Genomic DNA, 18,477 nt, shown 5'->3' on the forward strand with positions numbered 1-18,477 from the left:
GTTAATGGAGCGTTAACGTTGTGAAGAACTGATCTAGCTTTGTATTTTTGAATAATGAATAAAAGAATTAGCACCACCTTGCTTTTCGTACTTAGCTTTTTTGTGCTTATTGCATTGCAAAGCTATTACCTCTACAATTCTTACTTATTGGAAAAAAAAGAGTTGAACAAAAAGGTACAATTAATCGCTAGCGACGTATTAGAGCAGTTAGAAAAATACGAGAAAGAATCTAGTGAAGACTCGCTGATTATGAGTTTGAAGAAACTGTCTGCTAACGGGAAGTTCATGAACCAGAAGATTAACGAAAAGAAGCATTGGTACAACTTCAAAAACTTTTACGAGCCGCAGGTTGATTCCATTCTAGCTAAAGAAACCATCCACACCAATTTCAAGATTGCTTTAAAGAGCGAAATATATTCTATATTTGATGGAACTAAGAAAAAAGAACTTTTACCACTCAAATCTCCCTTAATATTATTTAAAACCAAGGAGCCAATCAGTGCTGGCTTCGTGTTTAACGAAGGTAAATGGAACTCGAATTTTTCGGAAAAAGATACAGAGCTCAAGGTTGATGAGCATTACCATTACATCATTAAATCAAGGGTATCAGCTGAATTGCTAAATATCAATTATCTTATTTTTAAGAAAATCCTACCCTTATCATTGGTTAGTTTATCAATTATTCTTTTGCTTACTTATCTTTTTTGGCGAACGTTAAAAAACCTAAAACTACAGCAGCTCAAAGTAGCCCAACTTTATACTTCCATAGATTCTATTGCTCACGAGTTAAACACGCCCTTGACTACATTGAAATTCACTTTAGCCAGCACGCCGGCTAATGAGACGAAGCAACTATTAGAAAGACAAATTCAACGATTGGAAAAAGTGGTCTCTTCCATTCACAATACCTCTACCGATAGTGAGCTTCTCCTAAAAGATGATATTGAAGCTTACATTGCTGCGATTACCAAACGATTTGAACCCATTAAACTGGATATAATAATTGAATATCAGAACAACGAAAGCTTATTAAAACAAGATTTTGAGCAGATACTAGATAATTTGATTGAAAATTCAATAAAATATAAAGCAAGCGAAGTAAAAATACGGTTGGTTTTTGGCAAGCAAGTTCTTATCGAAGTAACGGATGATGGCATTGGCATACCCGAAGAAGCCCAACCTTATATTTTTGATAAATACTATCGTGTGAGCAGACCTGAAAACTTGCAAATTAATGGCTTAGGTCTGGGTTTGCATATCGTTAAACAGATGGTAGATAAATACAGCGGAAGCGTCAAAGTATTTTCAAATACAGCAAATGGTGTAACTTTTAAAATCACTTTAGCGAATGCCTAACCATATTTTATTAGTTGAAGATGACCTTGATTTGGGACTGGTCTTAAAGCAGTACCTAGAGTTTTCGGGCTTTGCGGTTACTTGGTTCTCCAATCCGCTTGAAGCGCTACAGAACTTACCCAAAGTACACAACATTCAGTTGGCAATTATAGATGTAATGATGCCAGAAATGAATGGTTTCGATTTATCCAAAGCCATTAGCGAACAAACCAAAATTCCTTTTCTATTTCTAACCGCCAAAGCGCAAAGCATTGATCGGATTTTAGGTTTAAAACTAGGTGCCGATGATTACATAGCTAAACCTTGCGAACCAGAAGAATTGTTGTTGAGGGTGAAAAACATTTTAAAAAGGGAACAAAAAAGTGAATTGACACAATCGATTTCTATTGGAAATTACAGCTTTTTACCATCGCAATATCAAATTGTGTTTAAGGATAAAACCTACACGATTACCGAAAAGGAAACCGAGCTACTGATTTTGTTAAGCCAAAACAATCATAAAGTAGTGAACCGTAAAGAAATTTTAGAAAAACTTTGGGGCGAAAACGATTATTTCTTAGGCAGAAGTCTGGATGTTTTCATGACCAGATTACGCAAGTATTTTAAAGAAGATGAGCGCATAAAGTTTGATTCGGTTCGCGGAATTGGCTTTAAAGTGGATTTTCCAGAGTAACAGGGAAACTTACGAAGTTTTGGAAACTTTGTAAGTCTAGGAAGCTGGCAATTTCTTTGCACAGTTTTAAGTTCCCTAAACCCGATTGACGTGGAAATACTTTTTGGAGCGTCATTTCGACGAGGAACGAGGAGAAATCTAACTAGATGCAAACTAAGCGCTAGATTTCTCTCTGCGTTCGAAATGACGACAACAGCACACAAAAAGATTAAAACAAAAAGCGGGACTAACAATAACAGCACTACTGTCACTGCTTTTCTAAACATTAAACAATTCGCCCAATCGTAAATCTAAAATCGTATATCGTAAATCTATTGCTATCTTTGCGCCACAATGATTTCTATTAATAACCTTAGTTTTTTGATTGGCTCTAGGGCCTTATACGATGAGGCCGACTGGCACATTAAACCCGGTGATAAAGTTGGCCTAATTGGCGCTAACGGTACAGGGAAGTCTACTTTACTTAAAATAATTGTTGGCGAATACGCTCCTTCTGGAGGAAGTATTTCGATGGCCAAGGATTTAAAAATTGGATACCTTAACCAAGATTTGTTATCCTACGATTCACACCTCCCAATTTTAGAAGTGGCAATGGAGGCTTTTGAGCGCCAAAATCAACTTCATGAGGAAATTGAGGAACTTTTAAAGAAAATTGAGACGGATTATAGTGAGGAAGTTTTAAACAAATTAAGCGACAAGCAACAAGAGTTTGAAGCTTTAGATGGCTACAACATCGAATACCGTGCGAACGAAATTTTGGCGGGTTTAGGTTTTAGCACCGCCGACCAATCACGCCCTTTAAACACCTTTTCTGGGGGTTGGAGAATGCGTGTAATGTTGGCTAAAATTCTTTTACAAACTCCAGATATCCTATTACTGGATGAGCCTACCAACCACATGGATTTACCCTCCATTAAGTGGCTAGAGACCTATCTAGGCAGCTTTGAAGGTGCTATTGTAATTGTTTCTCACGATAGGTATTTCTTAGACAAGATTGTAAATAAAACAGTAGAATCTCGTAAAGGTAAATTGACTTCTTACGCAGGAAATTATACTTTTTATCTAGAAGAAAAAGCTTTACGTGGTGAGATACAAAAAGGCGAATTTAAAAACCAGCAAGCTAAAATAAAACAAGAAGAGCGTTTAATTGAGCGTTTTAAAGCTAAAGCGAGTAAAGCTAAAATGGCTCAATCTCGTATGAAGGCTTTAGACAAATTGGAGCGTGTAGAAGATGTAGATGATGATAACCCAACGGTGAACTTTAGCTTCAAGTTTTCTAAACCTTCTGGCCGCCATGTGGTACGTATAGAAAATGCTTACAAAAGTTACCCGAACATCGACATTTTAGCAAATGCTGAAGCGGTAATTGAAAAAGGTGATAAAATTGCCTTGATTGGTGCCAATGGTAAAGGTAAATCTACTTTGTTACGTATCATTGCAGGCACTGAAAAGTTTGAGGGAATGTGCGAAACCGGCCACAATGTCACTACTACTTTCTTTGCACAGCACCAATTAGAGTCTTTACACTTAGACAATGCCATTTTAGAAGAATTACAGGCTTTTGCTCCTAAACATACAGATACTGAACTACGCGGAATTTTAGGCTGTTTCCTATTTACCGGCGATGATGTTTTTAAGAAAATCAAGGTATTATCGGGTGGTGAAAAATCTAGAGTTGCATTGGCAAAATCGTTAACTACAGACAGTAATTTCTTAATTCTGGATGAGCCGACCAACCACTTGGATATCCAATCGGTAAATATCTTAATACAGGCTTTACAACAGTACGAAGGTACTTTTATCTCTGTTTCTCACGATAGATATTTCCTAGATAACGTAGCCAACAAAATTTGGTTTATCGAGGAAGAGAAAATCAAAGAATATCCTGGTACTTATGCCGAATTTGAAGAATGGGATGCTAAACGAGTAAAACCTATTCCAAAGGCAATTCCGGTAAAACAGGAAGAGAAAAAACCTGTGGTTAAAGAACCAGTTACCGCAAATGTGCAACAGCAACTAAAAAAGCTGAATGACAGGCTTAAAAAAGTGGAAGAAGAAATTGCTGCTTTTGAAAAGAGTGTTAAAGAGTGTGAAGCAGAATTGGCAAAGGAAGAGGTTTTTAGTAATCAGCAAAAGCTGGATGAAACCAATAAAAAATATTTATCGGAGAAAGCATTATTAGATGCTGCTCAAAATACTTGGGAAGAGCTGGCAGCTGAGATAATGGAGTTGGAAGGGTAAACTTTGCAGGTCCTTTGTCGTCATTGCTAGAGTTTACTCCGATTTGTCGGAGAGAGCGGCGACTTGGCAATCTTTTTTGTTGGTCGGGATTTGCAATCCCGTACCTTCATAAGTATGGATTTTAAATCCATGGATAGCTAAATCGGGATTGCAAATCCCGAACAGCGAAGGAAGTAATTTTATCGTCATTGCGAGGCACGAAGCAATCTTAATGCGAAAGAAAAGTTTCTATTATAGAGAGATTGCTTCGCAAAGCTCGCAATGACGAACTATTTACGGTAAAGCAAAAAATCATGAACGAAATTAAATGGGGAATTATTGGCTGTGGCGATGTTACTGAAGTTAAAAGCGGACCTGCATTTAACAAAATAGCCAACTCACAATTGGTAGCGGTAATGCGTAGAGATGCTGCAAAAGCAGAAGATTATGCCAAGAGACACAGCGTGCCTAAATGGTATAGCAATGCTTCCGATTTAATTAACGACACTGAGGTAAACGCCATTTACATTGCTACGCCTCCCCTACAACACGAAGAATACACCATTGCGGCATTAGCCGCAGGAAAGCCAGTGTATGTAGAAAAGCCAATGGCTTTAAACAGTGCCGCAGCACAACGAATGGCTGATGCTTCTAAAGAATTTGACGTAAAATTAGTAGTTGCCCATTACCGCAGAGCGCAACCGCTGTTCTTGAAAATAAAATCTTTATTAACGGAAAAAGCTATTGGTGATGTTCGCTTCGTAGACTTGAAAATGCTTCAACCCGCAGCTAGCGACATTATTGCCAATTCAGAAGAAAACTGGAGAATTAATCCTGAAATTTCTGGAGGTGGTTTATTTCATGATTTAGCGCCGCACCAGTTAGATTTAATGTTGTACTATTTTGGTGAAGCAATACATTTTCATGGTTTAGCTAGCAAACAAGAAGCTACTGCACCAGTAGCAGATTTAGTTACTGGACATATCCAGTTTGAAAACAATATAGTTTTTAATGGTTTATGGTGTTTCTCTGTTCCTAAAAGTGAGCAGGCAGACAGTTGCGATATCATCGGTTCAAAAGGTAAAATTAGTTTCTCTGTTTTTGGACAATACATTAGAATCAACATAAAAGGAAAAGAAGAAACCATCAGCTTTGAAGCTTTGCAACATGTAGAACAACCGATGATTGAACAAGTAGTTGCTTACTTTAGAGGCGAAGGTGAAAATCCTTGCGCTGCTGAGGATGCTTTAGAAACTATGAAAATTATGGATGCTTTTACAACTGCTAATAGTTAGCCACAGATACACAGATATGAAATAGTTAATTAATTATCATAATGATATATAGCTATAAAGATGTAATGTAATCTGTGCATCTGTGGCAAAAATCAAAACACTAATCATCGTGTATTTTCGTTAATTTGATATATTTATAAAATGAAATACAGATTAATCATTTGCCTATTATCTTTTCTATATCTATCTAGTGCCAAAGCGCAGGGCGAATATCAAAATAAAGTTTATAAAGATTACATCAAAACGGTGGAATGCTACAACACTAGTAAAGAGCAATCTTTCCCTGTAATTAACCTTAAAAGCTCTGAAACCTTAACCTTTGCCTTCGACGATTTACGTGGTGGACAAAAGAACTTCACATACGTGGTTGAGCATTGCACGTGGGATTGGAAATCGTCGAAAATCAACGTTTTAGACTACCTAGAAGGCGTACAACAAGACATTTTGTTTAATTACCGTTATTCTTTCAATACGCTGGTAAAGTTTACTCACTACCAGATGATCTTTCCCAATGATCAAATGAGAGTTAAAATTGGTGGAAATTATATTTTAAAGATTTACGAAGATAACGACCCAAATAAAGTAGTAATTACTCAACGTTTTCACGTACTGAACAACACCATTAATATTGGTGCAGAGGTGGTACCAGCTACAGAAGTTACAGATAGAAATTCGAAGCAAAAAATCAATTTCAGCTTATTTCATCAAACACCCATCAACAATCCTTATTTAGAGGTTAAAGCGGTGGTGATGCAAAATATGATTCCACAAACCGCCATTGTGAATATCAAACCTTCTTTTGTAAAACCTGGCACATTGGTTTACAACGACATCAATACCAATCATTTTTACGGTGGAAACGAGTTTAGAAAATTCGACACCCGTAGTTTCAGATACAAGGCAGAACACGTAGCTGATATTTATCGCGATAGCACCCAAAATGTAATTCTATCCATAGATTTACCTAACGAAAGCAACAGATACAGCAATCAGTTTGATGAAAATGGTAATTTCTACATCAGAAACACCGATGGAAGAGATAACACAACAGACAGCGATTATGCGTACATATTATTTACTTTGGCGGCCCAACCTCCTACTCCAAAAGGAAATGTGTACGTTTTTGGCAGATTTAACAATTACGCATTAACTGATGAAAACAAACTTACTTTTGAATCGTCGAGGCGCAGATATTATGGTAACATCAAACTAAAACAAGGTATTTACGATTTTAAATACGTTTGGGTTGATGAAAACGGCAAGTTTAATGATACTGTTTTTGAGGGTTCTTTCTTCGAAACGGAAAACAGTTATCAAGTATTAGCTTACTACCGCAGACCTGGCGCTAGATATGACGATTTAGTGGGCTTTACCAACATTAATAGCGTAAAACGATAATTGGTAATGAGCGATATTGAAAACCTAAAGTTCCCAATAGGGAAGTTTAATGCGCCAGATTTAATCACCAGCGAGCATATCAAAACTTGGATTGAGGCAATCAAAAGTTTTCCTGAACGATTGATAGCCGCAACGAAAGACCTGAATGACGAGCAATTAGAAAAACAGTATCGCCCCGATGGCTGGACGATCAGACAGGTTGTTCATCATTGTGCGGATAGCCATATCAATAGTTTTACTAGATTTAAACTTGCCTTAACAGAAGATAAACCTGTAATCAAACCTTATGCTGAAGATTTGTGGGCAGAATTACCAGATGCCGACTTACCGATAGCAAGTTCCATAAAGATACTGGAAGGCATTCATGAAAGGTGGACTGTTCTGCTAGAAAGTTTAACCGCAGCAGATTTAGAAAGACAGTTTATCCATCCAGAAAATAACGAGCTGATTTCGCTGAAACAAAATATCGGCATCTATGCTTGGCATTGTAACCATCATCTAGCGCATATCCTGATAGCTAAAAATAACTAGCAAACTGTTCGATATCATGATAGATGGATAGCTTAACCGTCACCAAGACCTTTTACATTAAATAAACACCATGAGTTACTTTATTTATTTAATTTAGCTGCATGAGTTTAAACGTCAAAAATCCTAGTCATTCTTTCACCATAATGAACGAGCTAGTTTTACCCAATGACACCAACACATTGAACAATTTAATGGGTGGAAGATTATTACACTGGATGGATATAGCTGCTGCGATTTCTGCACAGAAACATTGCAATAGTATTGTGGTAACGGCTTCTGTAGATAATGTGTCGTTTAAACAACCTATTAAGCTTGGTGATGTAGTTACGATTGAGGCCAAAGTGACCCGATCATTTAATACTTCGGTTGAAGTTAGATTGGATGTTTGGGCAGAAAACGTACCTACTGCGAACAGAGTAAAATCTAATGAAGCCTATTATACTTTTGTTGCAGTAGATCAAACTGGCACTAAACACGTCCCTGTACTTCAACCAGAAACTGAAGAAGAAACTGAACTTTATGAAGGAGCCTTACGCCGCAGACAATTACGATTAGTTTTAGCCGGAAAAATGGCTGCAGGAGATGCGACTGAACTGATAGCTTTGTTCGCTAAAAGTGAAAGCAATACTAAATAGAAAAATATGACTACATATACCGTACTCATTATTTTAAGTACGCTAGTTATCTTCTCCTATCTATTTGATTTGGTAGCTAGCAAAACTAAATTGCCATCGGTGCTTTTGCTGCTGATGTTGGGTATAGGTCTCAGGGTATTAGTAGATAAATTTCAAATACACACTTATAATTTTCTTCAGATTTTACCAACTTTAGGCACTGTAGGTTTAATTCTGATTGTTTTTGAAGGCTCATTAGAACTAAAATATGCGAGAGATAAAAACAAGGTAATCAAAGGTGCATTTCTCTCAGCGTTGCTTATTTTGATTGCCACAGTAGCTATTATCACATTTATTATTTACCAAATTACAGGCAGCGATTTATATCTCTGTTTCGTAAATGCCATTCCTTTTAGTGTAATCAGTTCCGCCATTGCCATACCATCAGTGGCCAACATCAATAAAAAGAGCAAAGAATTTATCATCTACGAAAGCTCATTTTCTGATATTCTGGGCATCATCCTGCTTAATTTTGCAGTATCGAATCGACATATCACCATTGGTTCTTTTGGCCAATTAGCAGTAAATACGGTGCTAATTCTACTCTTATCTGTAGTAGCTTGTATTACCTTACTTTATTTAATGGGCAAACTTAAACACCACATTAAGTTCTTTTTAATTATCTCCATACTGATTATGGTTTACGCCATCAGTCAATCTTTCCATTTGTCGGCCTTAGTATTGATTTTATCTTTTGGTTTATTTTTAAACAACGCCGATACTATTAAGCACGTTTGGTTTAGGTCTGTATTTATCTACAAAAACCTATCTAACGACCTGATCCAGCTACATCAATTATCTGCTGAAACAGCATTTATCATCAGAACATTTTTCTTCGTAATATTTGGTTTTACGATGAACATCTACCAGCTCAATGATTTTAATACCATAGCCAACGGACTGATTATATTGGCCAGCATTTACGTTATTAGATTCGCTTACTTATTTTTCTTTAAGAGAGAACATGTTTTTCCAGAGGGATTTGTAACGCCTAGGGGACTGATAAGCATTTTACTGTACTATAATTTGCCACAACACATGAAACTGGTGGAAATTGGGACACCATTCTTATTTATGGTGGTACTAGGTTCTAGTATAATTATGAGTGTGGGATTAATGTCTAGCCGAAAAATAAGTATTGCCGAAGAAGCTAATTAATTGTTTACATGCAATGTTTCAGGAGCATGATTAACATATTTCTCTAAGCGCTGATAATTCTTTTTGAAATATTCCTGATTACCATTTACATTTAAGGTTAGCTTTTTATTGGATAGCTCAGCAATTCCGCCAACTGCTGTGCCTACCACAGCGCCACTTGCCGTAAGCACCACGGTGAGCTTAGCCATGTCGCCTGCATTTTCTCCATTTTCATCTAGAGACCAAAGACCGCCACCAATAGCTAAACCTAATAATGTTCCTGAAGAAACAGCTTTACCAAAGGTCAAACCTCTCTTTTTAACTTTAATCTTTACGATATCTGGCGTACGATATATGATATAGTTACCTCGATAATCTTCTATACCAATTCCTTCTGGGGTAATTTTTTTGAGCTGCCCTTTAGTAGTTTTGTAACGATAAGACACCACTTTTACTTCATAGTCGCCGTTATAACTTTGCGCAATACAGCACAACGATATGCAGCAGAAACAAATTAGTGGTAAGAAAAACTTCATCTACTGATTGGATTTAACTGCCCATTTCCAAAATCTTGTCGAATTCAGTAGCTTTCAACGGCATTACCGATAAACGACCTTGGCGCACCAAAGAGATATCTTTCAAACTTTCTTCCGCCTTAATCTGCTCCAATGTAACTGGACTTTTTAATGGTTCCACAGGCGCTAAATCTACTACTACCCAATTAGGGTCTGGCGTAGTTGGATCTTGGTAAAATTCTTTTACCACCTTCGCTACTCCAACCACATGTTTACCCTCATTACTGTGATAGAAAAGTACTAAATCCCCTTCTTTCATAGCCTTTAGGTTATTACGTGCTTGGTAATTACGCACACCATCCCAAAAAGTACGACCATCTTCGTTAAATTTATCCCAACTATATTTAAAGGGCTCGCTCTTTACCAGCCAATATTGTGTATTTTTCATGATTTAATATGTTTAAGGCATCCACTGAATCTTTAACGAATGAAAAATCAATGGAAACAGAACTAATCTTTATGTCAATATTTGCAAAAATAGCAAACTATAACCAACCGTTCGCATATAATTACGGACAATTTAAAAATGCAAAAGTCCAACCGTATGGTCAGACTTTTTGCAATTCTTATTTAAAGATTTCTGATTAAAGAGAAAACTCGACTACATTTTGTCTAGAAACACCCAAGCCATCTGCACCTAACTCAACTACATCACCCGCTTTCAAATAAATGGGAGGTTTAAAGCCTAAGCCAACGCCAGCTGGAGTACCTGTAGAAATCACATCACCTGGCAGTAAGGTCATAAATTTAGATATGTAAGCAATGAGCTGTGGAACTGAAAAAATTAGGTTTTTGGTACTGCCGTTTTGGTACATTTCTCCATTTACCGACAACCATAAACCTACATCGGAAATATCCGACATTTCATCTGTGGTTACCAAATATGGTCCCATTGGCGCAAAAGTATCACATCCTTTTCCTTTATCCCAAGTACCTCCTCTTTCCAACTGAAATTCACGTTCCGAAACATCGTTGATCAATACATAGCCAGCCACATGCGCCAAAGCATCAGCTTCTTCCACATATCTGGCTGTTTTACCTATTACTACGCCAAACTCCACTTCCCAATCTGTTTTTTCAGAATCTTTAGGTAGCATAATATCATCAAAAGGACCAACAACCGAAGTAGTTGATTTAAAGAAAATGATAGGTTCTTTCGGAATAGCCGCTCCTGTTTCGTTGGCGTGATCTAAGTAATTTAAACCAATGCAAACAATTTTAGATGGACGGGCAATTGGCGCTCCTATCCTACTATCGGCAGGAATTTCTTTCAACTGATTTTTGTTCTCGCTAATGTAATTGGCTAAACGTTCAATTCCGTTGCTCTCGAAAAACTGCTCATTGTAATCTTCTCCAAAAGCAGATAAATCATAATGTTTAGCCTCAATTTGGACGCCTATTTTCTCTTGTCCTAAATTTCCGTGACGAATTAATTTCATGTGTTATGTTGTTATTAAAAGCTAGTTTTATCGGCTAGCTGAATGGTAAATATCTTTAGTTATTTAGAAGCACTTTGTCGCCTCCATTTATTCTACTTTGATGGGCGGCATCTATAAATTTGCAGATGGCCAAAGTTTCTTCTTTTTTAACAGGAACCAAACCTGTTTCGAAAAAGGAAATGATTTGTTTAAGCAAGGGATTATAGCCTTTGAAAGTTCCCAATTGCACAATTTTATCTTGCATAAATACACTGCCACCAAAACCATCAACCCCTTTTCTAATTCCTCTCAGCGTACCTATCCTACCATCTTTCCATTCGCCAATATAAATGTCTCCATCAGCGGTGTGCTGCGTTTGTACATTTATGCAATCTGTTCCCAGCAAGGTAAACAACATTTCCACGCCGTGTATCCCGTACCAGTACAAATCCTTATGCGAAGGCTCGGTATAGGCTGGCGAATAAACATCAGCTCCTAGAACATTTTTTTTGTCTATCTCTTCCATACCTGAGATATAACGTAGCGAACTTGTGGAGAACATAGGCGTTTTGTACTTCTCTGCTAGTTCAAATATCTTTAACGCATCCTGATAACTATTGGCGATGGGTTTATCGATGAACAATGGCTTTCTAGCTTTTAGAATGATTTCTGCCTGTTCTAGATGTTTATTGCCATCGTTAGTTTCTAACAAGACGAAATCTACATTTTTCAACAATTTTTCTAAGCTGGATACAATTTCTACTCCTAACTTTTTAATGTCTTCGGTAAACTTTGGAATGCGCTGTGCATTTAAAGGAATACTCGGGCTTCCCATTGGATAAGCTGCAACGACTTGATAACCTTTATAGCTATCATTTGCTACGTTCGCATTCAGCTCTTTAGTAAAAGCAATAGCATGAGAAGAATCAAGACCAACTATGCCAATTCTCTTTTTTGAAATTGATAAAGCAAGACTTTCAGTTCCATAAACCATAGAAGCTAAACTTAACGTTCCTGCAGCAGCTACAAACTTTCTTCTATCCATGCTCATTCTCCAAAAAATCGAGGCAGCTAATGGTCATGGCCTGCATAGCCGTTAAGAAAGCTTGTTCGTCTAAATCGAATTTTGCATTGTGAAGTCCGTACTGAACTCTTTGCTGCTCATTCTTTATGCCTACTAAAAAGAATACAGATGGATATTTATGCGAATAATAGGCGAAATCTTCTGCTGCCATCCATTGTGGAACATCCTCCAAATGTGCTGGTCCAAAGTGTTTGATGATTGACGATTTGAAATGCTGGCTTAAAGAAATATCATTGACTAACATTGGATAACCGTGTTTAATCTCCAACTCTGCAGTTGCGCCCAACATTTTTACGGTACCGTAAACCATCTCCTCCAAATGCTTTAACGCCTGCTTACGCCACTCTTCGTCCATGGTCCTAAAAGTACCTTCTAGCCAAACGGAGTCTGGAATTACATTTGCTGCTCCATTTCCTATAATCTTTCCAAAAGTAAGTACACTTGGCATTAGCGGATTCGCCTTTCTACTGACCACTTGTTGCAAGGTAGTGAGTAATTGAGCAGCAACCATAATCGTATCTACCGCTCTATTCGGTTCTGCAGCGTGACCGCCACTCCCGTTTATTTTAAGGTAAAATTCGTCGGCCGAAGCCATAAAACGACCAGCGCAAAGTCCAATTTGACCTGTGTCTAACCGCGGACTCACATGTAGTCCAAATACAGCTGAAATAGTACCACCTAGTTTCTCTAAAATTCCAGAAGCGATTACCGCTTTTGCTCCGCCTGGAACCCTTTCTTCGGCAGGTTGAAACAACAACAACACTTTACCAGAAAATGTATGCGCTAATTGTTGAAGTATTCGTGCAGCTCCCAATAAATTTGCAGTGTGAAAATCGTGACCGCAAGCATGCATTAACCCTTCTCTCTGTGAGGCAAATGCAGTTTCATTTTCTTCCTTAATGGGGAGTGCATCAATATCAGCTCTTAAAACAATGGTTTTTCCATTACCTTGTTTTTTTCCTTCAATTATGCCAACAACTCCAGTATTTGCAACTTCCTCGTAAGGAATAGTCAATTTTTTAAGTTGCGCTTTAATATATTTCGAGGTCTCATATTCTTGAAAAGACAATTCCGGATTTTGATGTAAATGCCTTCTATAGCCAATAACATCCTCGTGTACAGCTTTTGATAATTGAATAATCTCTTGAGAAACCTCGTTCATAATTGTTAAAAATATCTAACGTAAAAATACAATACTGCAGCCGTAATAATTGCCCACCACAAAGTAGGATTTTTTAAACCTTTATAAGATGGAGATTGATTAGCCAAGGTTCCACTTGATTTACCATAGTTGATGACCAAGTTATCTAGTTCAAGGCCTTCTTTTTGTTTAAACAGCAAGCTCACCACAGTACAAACTACCATACAGGTCCAAAATACAATTCCTGTTCGATTAAAGAAAGGCATATCAGGGAAAGCAAATTCCATTGCCAATGAAAGCGGAATGGTTAAAATACCGGCAGCCAAAGCACCTTGTGATTTTGTCTTTTTCCAGAAAACACCCATCAAAAACATAGTGGCGATACCTGGCGTAAACAAGCCGTACAGGTTCATCAAATAAAGAAAGACTGGTTTATCTGAATAGCTTAATAACAAGACAGCACTGCAAATACCAAAAAAGATGATAGCAACACCAGATCTTTTACCAAAGCGAATGGCTTGTTCATCGCTTGCATTTTTATTGATGTATTCGCTGTAAACATCTACCGTTAAAATGGTAGTACAAGAGTTGATAGCACCCGAAATATGCGACATGATTGCCGATATCAGTCCTGCCATTACTAAACCTATCAATCCGCTTGGCAATAAGGTTTTTACTAAGGTAGAGAAAAGTAAATCTGGTTGTTCTAAAGCTGGTAAAAATGCCGGTGCTACCAAAGCTGGAATAGTGATAATCAAAGGCACAAAAAACTTGAGATAATCTCCGAAAATAACGCCCATACGCCCATGCCATTCATTTTTTGCGGCCAAAACACGCTGCACAATAAACTGGTTAGTTGCACAGTAAAACACACTGATACACAACAAACCTCCTAAATACATGGTCCAAGGAAAATCTGGATCGTTAGCAGGATAGAACATTTTCCAATCCTTTGAAGACTCTATGATGGCTCCAAAACCACCAGCTTTATCTATGGTTGCAAAAGTTAAAACTAACCCGCCTAAAACTAAAATCACCAACTGCACCATTTCCGTCCATATCACTGCTTTTAAACCACCTAAAATGGTATACAAACCAGTAAGCAGCGCCATGCCGATAATGCTGTAAAAAATTGGAATATCAAACAGTGCGTGAAGTGTTAAACCACCTAGATAGAGCACTGCACCAATTTCCACAAAAATGTAAGTAAACAAAATTAAGATGGCATAAAGTACTCTTGTAGAGGTTCCGAAACGTTTTTCAAGATATTCCGGAACGGTATAAAATCCATTTCTGATGTAAAACGGTAGGAATATCCAAAGTAAAGCATTGAAACCTATCAATATTGCGCCCCATTCTAAAGTTATGGCTACAAAACCGCGACTATAAGCTGCACCCATTGCACCTACCAAATGGTGGCTACTGATATTAGCGGCAATGATACTTCCACCAATCATCCACCACGGTAATTTATCTCCCGCCAGGAAATAATCTCTTTTTGACTTGGAACTCTGCCTAGAAGCATATAATCCCAAAGCAACAATACCGACAATATAAATGGCAAAAATTGCGATATCAATTAGTTCTAGTTTCATGTTTAGTTGTTTGGTTAGTCGGTTTTGGTTGTTTTACGAGGTTGTGATGAGCTGTTCAATCCTGCTAATTATTTCAGCAATTAGCAGCTCTAATCCGCCCTTCTCAAATGGTGTTTGCCATACGGCGTAAATATCTTTACCATACAAATCTTGTGGCGGCAGGTAACCCAAATAGCCATTGGCGATATTTATAAAAGCGATAGACCTATCTTTAAAATGTGATCTAACCAGTTGCTGTCCTATGGAGTAAACTTCATTTGCTTGCGCTATTACAAAGGCATCACCGAACTGCCAAATCCATACGGGTAGTAGTGCATGAGTTTGGTCTCCAATTGATTTGCGGGTGTTTAACTTTCGCCACAAACGGTCTTTCATCACCCTATCTTCGCAAGCCTCAAATTCCTTTTCTATTTTCTCCACAGCATCTAACTGCTTGTAGGGAATGCTTACCTCAAATTTTATCTGTCGGAATATTTGACTAGGCCTAATTTCTTTCTCAGTGTAAATAGCCAAAGGAGCTCCCGATTGCAAAGCATGGTCAAAAACCCATTTTTGGCCAACAGGTGATGTATTTTCTAAGGTAGATAAAACAGCGTAGCCCAACTTTCTTCCATTGGCGTCTACTGTTTCTGGTTCTTTAACATACTGCTTTTTCGGAGCCAAATCTCCCGATGCGCCTTGCAGAAAAATAGTCGGTACATTTAATTTTTCGGCAATAAGCTCACGCATTGCTCCCACATAATCTGGAGAAATGAGTGTATTTTCGTGAGCAAACGTGGTTGGATGACAGGCGTAATTACAAATTACTGCTTTCAATTGCCCATCGATACTACTTAGTTTACCCAGCAAAAGTGTATGGTCTGCAATAGTCGATGAATCATATCCAATCAGGTATTCTCCTTGATGATTTAAATCCCTTTTGGTTGCCAAATCACAACAACCGTATTCCCAAGATAAAAAACCATCCATTAGGTTGTCCTTGGCCTTGTGGATACTAGTGATAGCTGTGTTTTTCAAAAATTCTAAATACGGAATAATATGCTCACCACCATTTTGGTCTTTATCGTTAGTACAAATACTTGGTCCAGCGTGGGTATGTGACAAGCAAAAAAGCAATTGCTCTTCCTTCAATCCACATTCTTCAATGATCGCCTTTCTTAAATTCCGTTCATCATCGTTATTTTTCCACCAACCTAAATCGGCAGCGATGATTGCACCTAAAGTTCCATCATTACTCTGTGTAACTAAACAAGATAAGTACAATGCCTTGTGGACACCCAAAGCGACATCAAATTTAGCAGCACCCCAATTTCTAGAGTAAATCCCTTTTGGAGGTGTGATATCTATTTCTACGACTTGAAATTTTAAGGAAGTAATTGAAGTTGGAGGTACAACAGTCGTCATAATTTCGATAGATTAAGGTCTAAGCAGCGACAATCCGCCATCCATTAAAAAAGTAGAACCTGTTACATGCTGGCATTGACTCGAATTTAGCCATAACACTTGGGCCGCCACTTCCTCGGCCTCCATAATTTTACCTAATGGAACTTTACTTTGTGAAATTAATTTTTGCTCAGGTAATTCACTCCATACGGTTTTACTCAAACCAGCATTCACATAACCTGGAGCAATTTCATTAACCCTAATACCATTTGCAGCATATTCTAGTGCCATCGTTTGGTTAATCATACGCACAGCGGATTTAGAAACACTATAAGCTGGCAAATTTTGATGAACCGCATGCGCAGCCCAACTTCCCAGAAACAGGATACTACCTTTGACTTGTTTTTCGACCATGCTTTTAGCAGCAAAATTGGCAAAATAGAATGCGCCATCTACGTTTACACGCATTTCGAGAGACCATTCTTCGGGACTTAAAGTTTTAAAATCTTTGATGGTTACTCGAGCAGCGTTAGAAATACAATGGTCTATTTTACCGTATTTATCTATCACTTGGTTGACAAAAACCTCTACTTCTTTATCATCAGAAACGTTCAGACATTTGTATTCAAAATTGCTTGCGTAGTCTTTTAAATGAAGCAATTTTTCCTGTGCTTTATCCAAAGGCAAAATATCACTCAACACCACTATAGCTTGTGCTTTTAAATAAGCGGTGGTAATGGCCAAGCCAATATCGCCCAATGCACCACTAATAACAACTATCTTATCTTTCAATTCCTGCATATTTTGTGCTTACCAGTCGCCTACGCTACCATCTTTATAAAATGTTCTTTGTAAAACCTCTTGCTGAAAAGGATGCTTCTTAACCTCTTCTTCATTGATTTCGATACCTAAGCCTGGTCGGCCATTTGGCAATACAATTCTACCTTGTTTTTGAACGGTAAATCCTTCAGAGACTACATCTTCTCTCCATTCTACATCTTTATGAACGCTCTCGCAGATGATGTAAGAAGGCGTGGCAAACCCTAACTCGATAGAAGCGGCTGTACTCACTGGACCTTGTGGATTATGTGGTGCCATTGAAACTCGGTAAGCTTCGGCCAATGCCCCAATTTTACGAGCTTCACTTAAACCTCCACAGTGGGTAATATCTGGCTGAATTACACTTACAGCACGTTTTTCTAATAGTTCTCTAAATGCATGCACACCAACCAAACGCTCACCAGAAGCAATTGGAGTTTGTACCGCACGTTGAATTAAAGCAATATCCTCCATGGTTTCGGGCCAGCAAGGTTCTTCGAAAAAGTACAAACCATAAGGTTCCAATGCTTTGGCGAACAACATTCCCATTCTAGGGCTAGGGCGAGCATGGCAATCTACCATAATGTCAATATCGTCACCCACGGCATCTCTCATTGCCGCTACACAAGCTTCTGCATATTTAACTGGACGCAAGCCTTCTAAGGGCATCGTTTCCGGAACTGCCATAGATTTGAACGCTGTAAAACCATCTTCCACTGCTTTTTGAGCCAACTCACCAAAACGCGAAGCATCGCCAGGAGCAGTCTCGTAGAAATCTTCCATTTTTCCACCACCTAAATGGCAATACAAACGGATATAATCTCGCACTCTACCACCCCAAAGTTCGTGGCAAGGTACGTTGTGTATCTTACCTACGATATCCCAAAGGGCAATATCGATACCACTGATAGCTGTACCACGTACAATACCGTTTCCATGCCAAAAATGCTGACGGTACATCATTTGCCATAAGTACTCCACTCTCCTAGGGTCTTCGCCCACTAATAACTGAGAAATATCTTCAATAGCACCCACTACGCTTTTGGTATGCCATTCTAGCGTAGCTTCTCCCCAACCCCATAAACCTGGCTGGTCGGTTACTACTTTAACAAAAATCCAATTCCTCATACGTGCATTGCACACGTAGGTTTCAATTGCAGTAATCTTCATGAACTCAA

At 38.2% G+C, this 18,477-nt stretch carries 17 protein-coding genes; 8 read left to right on the forward strand and 9 right to left on the reverse strand.

Annotated features, from left to right (window positions below; genetic code table 11):
* Positions 1–54 precede the first annotated feature (54 nt).
* The 8 genes from CRO54_RS08570 (at position 55) to CRO54_RS08605 (ending at position 9,305) form a co-directional block, all read left to right on the forward strand.
* On the forward strand, positions 55–1,356 hold the full coding sequence (locus CRO54_RS08570; protein ID WP_097130986.1) for a sensor histidine kinase: 1,302 nt from the start codon (positions 55–57) through the stop codon (positions 1,354–1,356).
* Positions 1,349–2,029 (forward strand): response regulator transcription factor, encoded by a 681-nt coding sequence (locus CRO54_RS08575; protein ID WP_097130988.1) that lies wholly within the window; start codon positions 1,349–1,351, stop codon positions 2,027–2,029. The genes CRO54_RS08570 and CRO54_RS08575 overlap by 8 nt, the downstream gene beginning before the upstream one ends.
* Before the next feature lie 333 nt (positions 2,030–2,362).
* The gene (locus CRO54_RS08580; protein WP_097130990.1) at positions 2,363–4,270 is read left to right on the forward strand and encodes an ABC-F family ATP-binding cassette domain-containing protein; all 1,908 of its coding nucleotides are present in this window, start codon (positions 2,363–2,365) and stop codon (positions 4,268–4,270) included.
* A gap of 293 nt (positions 4,271–4,563) precedes the next feature.
* The gene (locus tag CRO54_RS08585; protein ID WP_097130992.1) at positions 4,564–5,544 is read left to right on the forward strand and encodes a Gfo/Idh/MocA family protein; all 981 of its coding nucleotides are present in this window, start codon (positions 4,564–4,566) and stop codon (positions 5,542–5,544) included.
* Positions 5,545–5,685: 141 nt separating this feature from the next.
* On the forward strand, positions 5,686–6,942 hold the full coding sequence (locus CRO54_RS08590; RefSeq protein WP_097130994.1) for a type IX secretion system plug protein: 1,257 nt from the start codon (positions 5,686–5,688) through the stop codon (positions 6,940–6,942).
* 6 nt (positions 6,943–6,948) lie between these two features.
* Positions 6,949–7,473: a YfiT family bacillithiol transferase gene (locus CRO54_RS08595; protein ID WP_097130997.1), complete on the forward strand. Its 525-nt coding sequence runs from the start codon at positions 6,949–6,951 to the stop codon at positions 7,471–7,473.
* Positions 7,474–7,574: 101 nt separating this feature from the next.
* Positions 7,575–8,108: an acyl-CoA thioesterase gene (locus tag CRO54_RS08600; RefSeq protein WP_097130999.1), complete on the forward strand. Its 534-nt coding sequence runs from the start codon at positions 7,575–7,577 to the stop codon at positions 8,106–8,108.
* Between the two features lie 6 nt (positions 8,109–8,114).
* Positions 8,115–9,305, forward strand: coding sequence for a cation:proton antiporter (locus CRO54_RS08605; protein WP_097131002.1), 1,191 nt, complete (start codon positions 8,115–8,117; stop codon positions 9,303–9,305).
* Here CRO54_RS08605 and CRO54_RS08610 read toward each other — a convergent pair.
* The 9 genes from CRO54_RS08610 to dgoD all read right to left on the reverse strand — a co-directional run bounded on the left by CRO54_RS08610 (position 9,302) and on the right by dgoD (position 18,469).
* Entirely contained in the window at positions 9,302–9,820 is a 519-nt protein-coding gene (locus CRO54_RS08610; protein WP_138765787.1) for a hypothetical protein, read from the reverse strand. The genes CRO54_RS08605 and CRO54_RS08610 overlap by 4 nt on opposite strands.
* Positions 9,821–9,833: 13 nt before the next feature.
* Positions 9,834–10,247: an EVE domain-containing protein gene (locus CRO54_RS08615; RefSeq protein ID WP_097131006.1), complete on the reverse strand. Its 414-nt coding sequence runs from the start codon at positions 10,245–10,247 to the stop codon at positions 9,834–9,836.
* Positions 10,248–10,443: 196 nt separating this feature from the next.
* Positions 10,444–11,298, reverse strand: a complete 855-nt coding sequence (locus CRO54_RS08625) for a fumarylacetoacetate hydrolase family protein (RefSeq protein ID WP_097131010.1) — start codon at positions 11,296–11,298, stop codon at positions 10,444–10,446.
* Between the two features lie 55 nt (positions 11,299–11,353).
* Positions 11,354–12,322: a Gfo/Idh/MocA family protein gene (locus CRO54_RS08630; RefSeq protein WP_240775060.1), complete on the reverse strand. Its 969-nt coding sequence runs from the start codon at positions 12,320–12,322 to the stop codon at positions 11,354–11,356.
* Entirely contained in the window at positions 12,315–13,523 is a 1,209-nt protein-coding gene (locus CRO54_RS08635) for a M20 metallopeptidase family protein (protein ID WP_097131014.1), read from the reverse strand. Before CRO54_RS08635 ends, CRO54_RS08630 begins: the two co-directional genes overlap by 8 nt.
* A 5-nt stretch (positions 13,524–13,528) precedes the next feature.
* Positions 13,529–15,097, reverse strand: a complete 1,569-nt coding sequence (locus tag CRO54_RS08640) for an SLC5 family protein (protein WP_097131016.1) — start codon at positions 15,095–15,097, stop codon at positions 13,529–13,531.
* Positions 15,098–15,130: 33 nt separating this feature from the next.
* Positions 15,131–16,501 (reverse strand): hypothetical protein, encoded by a 1,371-nt coding sequence (locus tag CRO54_RS08645; RefSeq protein ID WP_097131018.1) that lies wholly within the window; start codon positions 16,499–16,501, stop codon positions 15,131–15,133.
* A 12-nt stretch (positions 16,502–16,513) separates the two neighbouring features.
* On the reverse strand, positions 16,514–17,281 hold the full coding sequence (locus tag CRO54_RS08650; protein ID WP_097131020.1) for an SDR family NAD(P)-dependent oxidoreductase: 768 nt from the start codon (positions 17,279–17,281) through the stop codon (positions 16,514–16,516).
* Between the two features lie 9 nt (positions 17,282–17,290).
* Positions 17,291–18,469 carry a galactonate dehydratase gene (dgoD, locus tag CRO54_RS08655; protein WP_097131022.1) on the reverse strand — a complete coding sequence of 393 codons (1,179 nt, stop codon included), beginning with the start codon at positions 18,467–18,469 and terminating at the stop codon, positions 17,291–17,293.
* Between the last annotated feature and the right edge of the window lie 8 nt (positions 18,470–18,477).

The sequence above is a fragment of the Pedobacter xixiisoli genome (assembly GCF_900215335.1).
Lineage (GTDB): Bacteria > Bacteroidota > Bacteroidia > Sphingobacteriales > Sphingobacteriaceae > Pedobacter > Pedobacter xixiisoli.